The 9,294-nt window shown below is 69.7% G+C and carries 12 protein-coding genes and 1 pseudogene; 5 read left to right on the top strand and 8 right to left on the bottom strand.

Annotation, left to right across the window (positions count from 1 at the left end; translation table 11 throughout):
* Positions 1-53: 53 nt before the first annotated feature.
* Positions 54-182 carry a hypothetical protein gene (locus AC1DXK_RS19570; protein WP_280141091.1) on the top strand — a complete coding sequence of 43 codons (129 nt, stop codon included), beginning with the start codon at positions 54-56 and terminating at the stop codon, positions 180-182.
* Positions 183-191: 9 nt separating this feature from the next.
* On the opposite strand, the gene AC1DXK_RS19575 is transcribed toward AC1DXK_RS19570, so the two are convergent.
* Entirely contained in the window at positions 192-470 is a 279-nt protein-coding gene (locus AC1DXK_RS19575; RefSeq protein WP_477298734.1) for an adenylosuccinate synthase, read from the bottom strand.
* A gap of 29 nt (positions 471-499) precedes the next feature.
* Positions 500-748: a DUF6894 family protein gene (locus tag AC1DXK_RS19580; protein ID WP_457108247.1), complete on the bottom strand. Its 249-nt coding sequence runs from the start codon at positions 746-748 to the stop codon at positions 500-502.
* A gap of 176 nt (positions 749-924) precedes the next feature.
* Between AC1DXK_RS19580 and AC1DXK_RS19585 the strand changes: the two genes are divergently transcribed.
* A complete protein-coding gene (locus AC1DXK_RS19585; RefSeq protein WP_457108248.1) occupies positions 925-1,200 on the top strand; it encodes a hypothetical protein in 276 nt (91 codons plus the stop codon).
* Positions 1,201-1,300: 100 nt separating this feature from the next.
* Here the strand turns inward: AC1DXK_RS19585 and AC1DXK_RS19590 are convergent, their stop codons facing one another.
* From AC1DXK_RS19590 to AC1DXK_RS19600, 3 genes are all read right to left on the bottom strand, one after another.
* Positions 1,301-1,759, bottom strand: coding sequence for a Ros/MucR family transcriptional regulator (locus AC1DXK_RS19590; RefSeq protein WP_457108252.1), 459 nt, complete (start codon positions 1,757-1,759; stop codon positions 1,301-1,303).
* Between the two features lie 324 nt (positions 1,760-2,083).
* Complete coding sequence (locus tag AC1DXK_RS19595) at positions 2,084-2,233, bottom strand: hypothetical protein (protein WP_457108249.1); 150 nt, start codon at positions 2,231-2,233, stop codon at positions 2,084-2,086.
* A 91-nt stretch (positions 2,234-2,324) separates the two neighbouring features.
* The gene (locus AC1DXK_RS19600; protein ID WP_457108250.1) at positions 2,325-2,825 is read right to left on the bottom strand and encodes a GAF domain-containing protein; all 501 of its coding nucleotides are present in this window, start codon (positions 2,823-2,825) and stop codon (positions 2,325-2,327) included.
* A gap of 409 nt (positions 2,826-3,234) precedes the next feature.
* On the opposite strand from AC1DXK_RS19600, the gene AC1DXK_RS19605 reads away from it, so the two are divergent.
* On the top strand, positions 3,235-4,071 hold the full coding sequence (locus AC1DXK_RS19605) for an outer membrane protein (RefSeq protein ID WP_477298737.1): 837 nt from the start codon (positions 3,235-3,237) through the stop codon (positions 4,069-4,071).
* A gap of 185 nt (positions 4,072-4,256) precedes the next feature.
* Here the strand turns inward: AC1DXK_RS19605 and AC1DXK_RS19610 are convergent, their stop codons facing one another.
* The 3 genes from AC1DXK_RS19610 to AC1DXK_RS19620 form a co-directional block, all read right to left on the bottom strand.
* Positions 4,257-5,579 carry an MFS transporter gene (locus tag AC1DXK_RS19610; RefSeq protein ID WP_457106953.1) on the bottom strand — a complete coding sequence of 441 codons (1,323 nt, stop codon included), beginning with the start codon at positions 5,577-5,579 and terminating at the stop codon, positions 4,257-4,259.
* Positions 5,580-6,034: 455 nt separating this feature from the next.
* Positions 6,035-7,606 (bottom strand): ABC transporter substrate-binding protein, encoded by a 1,572-nt coding sequence (locus AC1DXK_RS19615; protein ID WP_457106952.1) that lies wholly within the window; start codon positions 7,604-7,606, stop codon positions 6,035-6,037.
* A 74-nt stretch (positions 7,607-7,680) separates the two neighbouring features.
* On the bottom strand, positions 7,681-7,899 hold the full coding sequence (locus tag AC1DXK_RS19620) for a hypothetical protein (RefSeq protein WP_457106951.1): 219 nt from the start codon (positions 7,897-7,899) through the stop codon (positions 7,681-7,683).
* A 588-nt stretch (positions 7,900-8,487) separates the two neighbouring features.
* Between AC1DXK_RS19620 and AC1DXK_RS19625 the strand changes: the two genes are divergently transcribed.
* Together AC1DXK_RS19625 and AC1DXK_RS19630 are read left to right on the top strand one after the other, a co-directional pair.
* On the top strand, positions 8,488-8,727 hold the full coding sequence (locus AC1DXK_RS19625; RefSeq protein WP_457106950.1) for a hypothetical protein: 240 nt from the start codon (positions 8,488-8,490) through the stop codon (positions 8,725-8,727).
* Positions 8,728-8,909: 182 nt separating this feature from the next.
* Positions 8,910-9,294, top strand: a pseudogene (locus AC1DXK_RS19630) (hypothetical protein); the annotation flags it as partial.

Raw genomic sequence — 9,294 nt, forward strand, 5'->3', positions numbered from 1 at the left:
GCCTCGTGGCTCACCGGCCCGAAAGGCGAGCCGGTCATCGGAGTCCGACGCGCATGATGAACTCTGTTCTGGCGCTTCTCACCGTCGTGGCGGTCCTGCTGGTCACGGCGCTGATCAAGCTCCCGCTCCTGCCATTCCGCCTCGTGGGCCGTCTCCTGCGAAGCCGCCCGGCGGCCGCCTGACGGATCCGCTCAAGCGGCCGCGTCGACGATGAATTCCATCCCGCGCCCCGGCCCCTGATCGGCATACGCGACGAGCGCCAAGCCGCGCTCGGCCAGGGTCGCCACGACTGTGTCCCGCTCCCGCCGAACCATCTGGCCGATGGCCAACGGCGTCAGCCGGGGACTCGCCTGCCGCAACCGGTCGACTCCGATGCTCGCCGGCAGGCCCGCGCCTTCGGCGATCCGAGCGAGGGCGAGCCCCAGATCCCGCGCCTTGGTCTCCGCGGCGGATTTCGGCTTGAAGGCCATCTGCTTCTCCTTCTGCGGGGCCGCTCGCCTCAAGCGGCCCGCCTCTCGACGTTCACATCCGGGAAAGCCCGGATCCATACCCGCCGCCCCTTGGCGTCGTAGACCTCGACCTGCCAGCTCGACCAGTCGAACCGCTCCACGATCCGCTCCATCAGGGCAAGCGCGACGTGTTCGGCCTTGGCGTGCATCTGCGCCGCGTTCGGCCACCAGCTGCCTTGCGGGTCGGTCACCAGTTCATGGCCATCCGTGCAGTGGAAGCGGTAAAGCCGCATCGGCATTGAGATTCTCTCGATCAATCCACAGCGTTCCACCACCATCCGAGAATACGGCCCATCAGCGGTTGAACCCGCAGCGCGCATGCGCTTTGTTCATGTAATGTTCTATATAGATTCGAGCCACGATGCACCCGGATCCTGACGCGACGCCTGCGGAGATTCGTCTCAGGGAGGCGGTGGTGATCGCCGCCGCCTATCATCGGGACGCCCAAGGCGACGCGTGGGCGGCGCTCGTAGCGGCGATCGCCGATGCGCTCGTCGATCTCGACGCGATGGAGCAGCATTTCGCCCGGCAGGGGCGGCTGATCTCCCGGGGCTATGCCTGCGGCTGGCCGGGGACCCGCGCAAGTCAGGAGCCTCACCCAAGCGGTGCGCGGCCGCAATCCGGACCGGCCGTGGAAGGTCGATCCGACGTGGCGGCCGTGCCGAAGCGGCAAGCCGCCGCGCCGGCCTGAAGGTCCAGCGAGCGGGACGGGCCGCCTCGACGATCCGGGTCGACGAGTCGCCCCCGCAGCCGGGACCAGTCGGCCGGGTCGGCGCCGGACTCTCGGGGAGTCAGTGTTTCGCGCCGCCGCGCCGCGCCATGGCGCCGGGTTGGCCCAGGCCGATCGCCTTGGCGAGGGCGGAGCGCTGCTCGGCATAGCCCGGGGCGACCATCGGGTAATCGGCCGGGAGGCCGAAGCGGTCACGATAGCCGCGCGGGTCGAGACCGTGGCTGGCCAGATGGCGCTTGAGCGTCTTGTAGGTCTTGCCGTCGATGAAGCTGACGATATTGTCCTGCCGGACCGACTTGCGGATCTGGGCCGCACTCGGCTTCTCGACATCGGCCGGGGATGCTGTCCCGGACTCCGCCGTCAGCGACCCGGCGACGAGCCCGCTGATCGCGCCATGCACCCGCGCGATCAGGGCCGGCAATTCGGCGGCCGGGACCGGGTTGTTCGACACGTAGGCGGCAACAAGCTCGGCGGTGATCACGGTCGAGGTCTTGGATGTCACATCGGACGTTTCGTTCATCATTCAAATTCCAGAAAACGGTTTACGTTCAGATCATCTGCAGCGAATAAGGCTTTAGATAAAGTAAATTTCGAATGAAAACTTAGAGAAAAGCTTCGGATTTTAACGCCTCTTGCGGTTGCCGACGGGCAGCAAGCCGGCGCCCGTGCCGACCTGCGCGGGATTAACCATGCGGTGCCGCAGCGGAACCACCCCGGCGTCGCGGCAGACCGGTCCGGTCTCCGCCCTCCGCGACGCCGGCGAGGTCAGGCCGGCCGTCTGGACGCTGCCCCCCGGCAAGCTCGCGGATCCGGGCGGTCTCACGGGCCGGGCGTTACTGCGGACTCATTTCCGTTGGCCGCTGGGGTTGGGGGTGGCCGATGTGTCCGGCGCGACCGCCGGGTTCACGGGCGTAACCGTCGACCACGTGGCCGCGATCGCCGCGATCGCCAGCAACAGGGCGATAAAGATGCCTGTGAGGGTGAGGCGCTTCATGAGGGTGGTCTGGGACTTCGGGGCGGGAGGCGTGGAACGGCTGGCGCGGCCGATCGATCCCGGTGCCCGGCGCAGGACGAGGTCCTGGCCGTTACGACCCGCCCTGAGCGAGCCGTGCCAGGACCACTGCGGCGTGCCGGGCCATCCGTTCGAGCCGTCGGACGGTCTCGCCGTCGGGTATGACCGAGGCGCACCCGTAAGCGCCGAGGGCGGCCACCGGCTCGGGCGAACCGATCGGCATCATCACGAGGCTGCGCATCGAGGTCAGCCGGTCGAGAGCGGCCGGAACCCGGGGATCGCATTCGATGTCCAACACGACGATGGTCTCGGCGTCGAGCATCGCGCGCTCAGAAACGCATTCCGTCACCGGAAACCGACGACCGCGCCACAGCGGCTCGATGGCATCCCCTGCGGCATAGAGCATGGTGTCACCCTCCCGCAGGACCATGGCGATCCCGTCGGCGCCCGCGGTTTCCCGGGCGGTTTCGCGGAGGATCGCGACGATGTCCTCACGGGAGCGGGCCGCCGTCAGCCGGCCGGATGCCTGCGCCGGAGGCCGGGGATCCTTCGCCTCGGCGGGGCGCGTCGCCAACGCAGTCCGATCGGTCCATGCAGCGTTCCACACCCGATCGTCTCGGGGCGTCACCGCCCGGAAGCCCCCTGAACCGTCAGGCCTGATCGCGGCCGAGCGGACAGGCAACAACCTGGATCGCGGGTCTGTCGAACCGGCGTCAGGCCGGATGGAGCACACGGGTACGGGTGGAGACTAACACGCCAGCGTCGCACATATTTATCGTCGAGGCGGTAAGGCGCGGCAGAAATCTCGAAATAGTTCCCCATCCTTGAATCGAGACGCTGCGATGATGTGCTCCAGCGCACCTTCCGGGCCGCCGGTTCCGGACGGCCGCCGGCGCTGTTGCAACGATGCACTATCGCTCCCGCACATCCTGMCGTYCTGTCCGCCYCGCAYACATCCCGCACAACGGGAGACAGAGGACCAGATGATCAAGAAGCTTCTTCTCGCGAGCRCCGCCACGGCCCTCCTCACCGGCGCCGCTTCGGCCGCCGACCTTCCGCGCCGGGCCGCTCCGCCKCCGGTGTTCACCCCGGTCCCGGTGTTCACCTGGACGGGCGCCTACTTCGGTATCAACGCCGGCTACGCCTTCGACGCCAGCAGCCGCTCCACCGGCAACAGCTTCGGCGTGCCGTTCCCCTACGCCGCCCCCGGCACCGTCGCCACCTTCCGCAACAGCAGCCAGGACGGCTTCTCCGGCGGTGGTCAGGTCGGCTACAACTGGCAGCTGACGCCCGGCTCCGGCGTCGTGTTCGGCGTCGAGGCCGATGCCCAGTACCTCGACTTCGGCCGTAACCGGAACAGCGCCTTCATCAATGGCGCCCTGGCCCCCGGCTACTACGTCACCGATCCGCGCGGCCTCTCCAGCCTCGACTTCTTCGGCACCGTGCGCGGCCGCCTCGGCTACGCCTTCGACCGCACCCTCGTGTACGGCACCGGCGGCTTCGCCTACGGCTCGGGCAGCGCCGACCGCTCGTTCGGCGGCTATGCCGGCAACGACAGCTTCCGCACCGGCTGGGCCGTCGGCGGCGGCATCGAGTACGCCCTGCCCACCGAGTCGTTCCTGAACTTCTTCCGCTCCTCGGCGGTGACGCTCAAGGTCGAAGGCCTGTACGTCAACCTCGACCGCAACACCCGCAGCCAGGGCGCGCTCGTCGTCAACGCCGCCAACAACTTCCCGGTCGTCTACAGCGGCGTCGGCCGCCGCTCCGACGAGTTCGCCGTCGTCCGCGCCGGCCTAAACTACAAGTTCGGATCCTACTAAGACCCGATCGACGGGTCCGAAGATCGGGGTCCGACAGGACCGCGATCTTCGCCCGGGACCGCACGATGCCCGCCGGGGCCGCTTCCGAGAGGAAGCGGCCCCGGTGTCGTTCGGGGGACCTGCAGCGGCCGCACCAGCGGTGGAGGTGCGGCCGCCGAGGCCGCGGGGGCCGCCTTGCCCCCCGGTCAGACCGCCGAAGGCCGATGCGCGCTGCGGTCCGGTCCGGCGGAGCGGCCCGGCACGAGCGACAGGCCGGCCGAGAGCAGGGCGAACACCACCAGGGGCAGGAGGCTCAAGGTGAAGCTGCCGGTCCCGTCCTTGATCGCGCCGATCAGGTAGGGACCGAGGAAGCCGCCGAGATTGCCGACCGCGTTGATGGCCGCGATGCTCGCCGCCGCCGCCGCGGGCGGCATCTGTTCCGTCGCCAGCGCCCAGAAGGGGCCTTTCAGCATGTAGACGCCCACCGCCGCGACCGTCAGGGCCGCCACGACCGGGCCGAGCCCCGAGAGGACCGTGCCGGCCGCGAGGCCGAGTGCCAGGACCAGGAACGCCACGGCGAGGTGCCAGCGCCGCTCGGCCGTCCGGTCGCTGTGCCGGCCCCAGAGGACCATGGCCACCGAGGCGAATCCGTACGGGATGCTGTTCAGGAGCCCGGTCTCGAAATTGCCGAGGCCGAAGCTCTTGACGATCTGCGGCGTCCAGAACGACAGCCCGTAACTGCTCGCCGTCGAGCCGAAATAGATGGCGGCGAAGAGGGCGAGCCGCCGGTCGCGCAGCACCTCCCACATGGAGGGCGACCCGGATTGGCCTCGCCGGGTGTTGCGCGCCGCCTCGGCCTGGAGCTGTCGCTTCAGCCAGTCCCGCTCGTCCGCGGGCAGCCAGGCCGCATCCCGCGGGCCGTCCGGGAGCAGCCACAGCACCGCGAAGGCCATCAGCACCGCCGGCAGGCCCTCGAGGATGAAGAGCCATTGCCAGCCGCGCAGCCCCCAGCCGTTCAGGCCGAGGAGCGCCCCGGAGATCGGCGAGCCGAGGAAGGACGAGATCGGGATCGAGATCATGAAGATCCCGACGATCCGCGCCCGGTAGGCGGAGGGGAACCAGTAGGTGAGGTAGAGGATCACGCCGGGGAAGAAGCCCGCCTCGGCCACGCCGAGCAGGAAGCGCAGGCCGATGAAGGACCACGGCCCCTGGACCAGGGCCATGGCGGCGGAGATCAGCCCCCAGGTCGCCATGATCCGCGCGATCCACAGCCGCGCCCCGTAGCGCTCCAGCATCAGGTTGCTGGGGATCTCCATCAGGAAGTAGCCGAGGAAGAAGATCCCCGCGCCCCAGCCGAACATCGTCGCGGACAGGCCGACGTCGTGGTTCATCTGGATCGCCGCGAAGCCGACATTCACGCGGTCGAGGAAGGAGACGAAGTACGCGAGGATCAGGAACGGCACGAGCCGCCAGCCGATCCGGCGCATCGCCGAGCGTTCCAGGGCGGTGTCGTCGAAGGAGCCTGTCATGGGGCCTGTCCTCGCGGCGTGTCATGGGTTCCGGCCGGACCGCGCGGGTCCGGATCGATCCAGGTCACGGCCGAGCCCGCACGGGGCCGGACGGCACCGTCCGCAGCCACATGGGCGGCGGACAGGGCGTGTCATCTCGGGCTTCCTCGCGGGCTGGTCATCTCTGGGGGTGACCTGTGCCGCCCCTGCTTAACCCGCAGCCGGCGCGCCTGGGAAGCGCTTCCGAGCCTTCGGAGGACCGGATCCCTTGACGGTTGGGGCGCCAGCGTAGGCCCGGACGCCGCTGGCGATCCCCGGACCGGGCTTCGGCCGGGCCGCCGCCGCATCGGCGACCCGTCGCCCCTGCGGACGCGACGACGGAGAGGGCCTTCGAGCGGCACGCCGCCGCTCGGCCCCCGGCCGCGTGAGACGTCCGCGCCGCGCGGGATGAATCCGCGTGCCGATGCCCGGCCCGCTCAGCCCTTCTTCACGTTCCAGAACACCGGCACGCCGTCGAGGACGCCCGTCAGGGACGGCTTGAACGAGGTCTGGTTGAAGTATTGCCCGAGGGGCAGGTACGGCAGGTCGGTGAAGGCCTGCTGCTGAAGCGCGTCTGCGAGCTTCTTCCGGGCGGCGGTGTCGGGGGCGTCCAGCCACTGATCGCGCAGCCCCTCGATCGCCGCGCTGGTCGGCCACCCGATCGCCGCGCTCGCCCCCGTCCCGCGCAGGAAGGCGCTGACCGCCGGGTTGGCCTGGTCGAGCCCGGCCCAGAAGGTGCAGAAGGCGCTCCACCCGCCCTGGGCGACCGGGTCCTTCTTGGCGCGCCGCTGCACCACCGAGCCCCAGTCCATGATCTGGTAGTCGACGTTGAAGCCGGCGCGCGTGAGCATGTCGGCCGCCACGTCGGCGAGCGCCTTCAGGCTCGGGAAGTCCGAGGCGCCCATCAGCACCACCTTTTCGCCCTTGTAGCCCGCCGCCGCCAGCGCCGCCTTGGCGGCCGCGTCGTCGCGCTTGCCGGTCAGGGCGTCCAGCCCGACAGTGCTCGCCATGGGCAGGCCCGGGCAGAAGAACCCGGTCGGCACATGGATCAGTTTGGGGTCGGTGCCGGTCACCGCCTGCATGAAGTCGGTCTGGTCGATGACCTTCAGCAGCACCTGCCGGATCGCCGGGTTGTCGAAGGGCGGCTGGAGCTGGTTCATCCGCAGGCAGCCGATGAGGCCGGTCGGGTCGGTGATCCGCGTCGTCAGCCCGCCGAGCGTGGGCACGAGATCGGCCGGCGGCTGCTCCCACCAATCCATCTCGCCAGTCTGCATGGCCGAGGCGGCGGTGGCCTGATCGGGGATGACATGCCACTCGACCCGGTCGATGAAGGCGCGCTTCGGACCCGAGGTCCATTGCGGCGTGCCGTCCTCGCGGGGGACGTATTTGTCGAAGCGCTCGTAGACGACCCGGGCGCCGACCACCCGCTCGTCCGCCTTGAAGCGGAACGGGCCGCTACCGACCATCTCGGTCACCTGGGTGAACGGATCGGTCTTGGCGAGCCGCTCCGGCATGATCGCGCAGATCGAGGAGCCGACCTTGCCGAGGGCCTCCGGCAGGAGCGCGAAGGGCTTCTTCAGGCGGAACTGGATGGTCCGGTCGTCGGGGGCCGAAAGCTCCTCGGTGTAGGCCATGAGCGTCTGGCCCATCGCGTCGCGCTTGCCCCAGCGGGCGATGCTCGCCACGCAGTCGCGGCCGAGAACCGGGCTGCCATCGTGAAAGGTCAGGCCCGGCCGAAGGGTCAGGCGCCAGAGCTTGCCGTCGGATTCGACCGTATGGCCCGCCACCATCTGCGGCTGGGCCGCGTAGGCGGCATCGGTACCGTAGAGCGTGTCGAACACCGCGAGACCGTGGTTCCGCGTGACGTAGGCGGTCGTCCAGATCGGATCGAGCACCGTGAGGTCGGCCTGCGGGATGAACTTCAGGACCCGGGAGGCCGGGCTCTGCGCGAGGGCGGGCGCGGCGAGTGCGGCCCCCGACAAAGCCACGAAGGATCGTCTGTTCAGCATGCCGACTCGCTTCCGCGTTGAAATCAGCCGAAGGTTAGCACGCAGCGGGCCAGCCCTGTCACGGGCGGCCCCGCTCAGCCGCGCTCCGCCAGGCCCTGCGTGAGGATCAGGAGGCGACGGCGTAGCTGCGGATCGTCGATCCGCCGGTAGGCCCGCAGCAGGGCCTCGGTCTCCGCCTCGCCGGGGGTCGCATCGTTCCGCCCCCCGCCGCTTTGGGTGTACAGGGCGGCCGCCGGGATCTGCAGGGCCTCGGCGATCCGCTGCAGGAGCCGTCCCGTCGCGGATGGTGGCACGCGGCGATCGAACGGGTCGTCCTCCGAGGCCGCAGCCCCGGGGTGTCGATCGGGAGGGGGTGACTTGGATCCCATCGGAGGTCGGGCTCCGGCGCTCGGACTGGCCCCGGCATTCATAATGTAACAGGCGACCCGCACGGTAGAGGTCGGCACGCAAAAATTGCACGGAGGCGCGCCGAATTTCCTGGAGTTGTGGTTCGCGTTGCCCATGGAGCCCTCCGCATCGCGGCGGATCTCCTGCGTCGAAAGCTCGGACGGACGCGCATCGGCGGCGCCAGGGCTGCGGCCCGCCTGGGGAGGCCGAGACGCGGCGACCCCTTCTGTACCTGGCCCTGCCCGGATCGGCGCCGCGACTGGGACCGGGACCGGGACCGCACCCCGACTGGCAAAGGCACAGCCGTGCCGTCGATTGCGGGTTTTTGGGAGGACCTCCGGTCTAGACAAGTTTTCGTCAAGACAAAAACTTTATTGGGCGGGACGAAGCCGGGACGCCGGCTGCTGTGGCGGCGTCGCCCGAGCACGTGCGTCCGCCGGGCGCCTCGTTGCCGTCCGATCCTCGCCGAGGCTCGGACTTTCAGGATTGCCATCATGAACTTCACCGTCACCGCACGCCTGTCCGCGCGCCGCTTCGCCTACCAGCACGCCTCGGTGCTGACCGCCCTCGACCAGGGCATGAGTCTGATCGCAGCCGGCATGGCCGACGTCGCGATCACGGATGGCGGCGGACAGGCGCGGACGCCCGCCGCGCTCTATCGCGCCCTGTTCGACGCGGCCCATCCCGCCGCACAGCAACGAACCCGGGTTCACGCCTCCGCACAGGCTGCCTGATCGCGCGAACACGAATTCTGTTTCCCGGCGCCGCACGCGGATAGGATGCGAGCCGCTCTCAACTACAAGAAAATTTAACGAGTACGTGTTCGACTTTCTGGACAAGGGCCGAGATCAGGCTTAACCTCGGCGTGTTCGTGCCCCCGACATGCGGGCTCGAATGCTTCCAAGGATCAACTTACATGAAGCGCCGTAGCGCGCGACCGTTCATGGTCGAAGTCAAGCAGACCCGTTCGGCCCGCACATCGCTGACGTCCGCCGATGCGCGTCGGCACCCGGACAAGACCCTGTGGCCGGAACTCGCGCAGGCCGCGATGGCGGGGGCGGGGCCGGCGCCGGCGCCGGCGCCCCGCCCGGAGCGGAAGGAGCCGGAGGCACCGGTTCGGCGCGTCCTGCCGAGCCTCGTGCCCATGTTCCAGGCCCCGGCCGAGGCGGATGCCGCACCCGCCGCCACGACCGTGYCGGAGACGCGGGTGCGGCGTCCGCGCTCGGCGCGCGTTCCCGCGGCCGGTCCGGACGTCGCCTCGCGGACAGTCTCGCGACCGCGTCCGATCGCACCGCCGGCTC

The sequence above is a fragment of the Methylobacterium sp. P3_A11 genome (assembly GCF_056403155.1).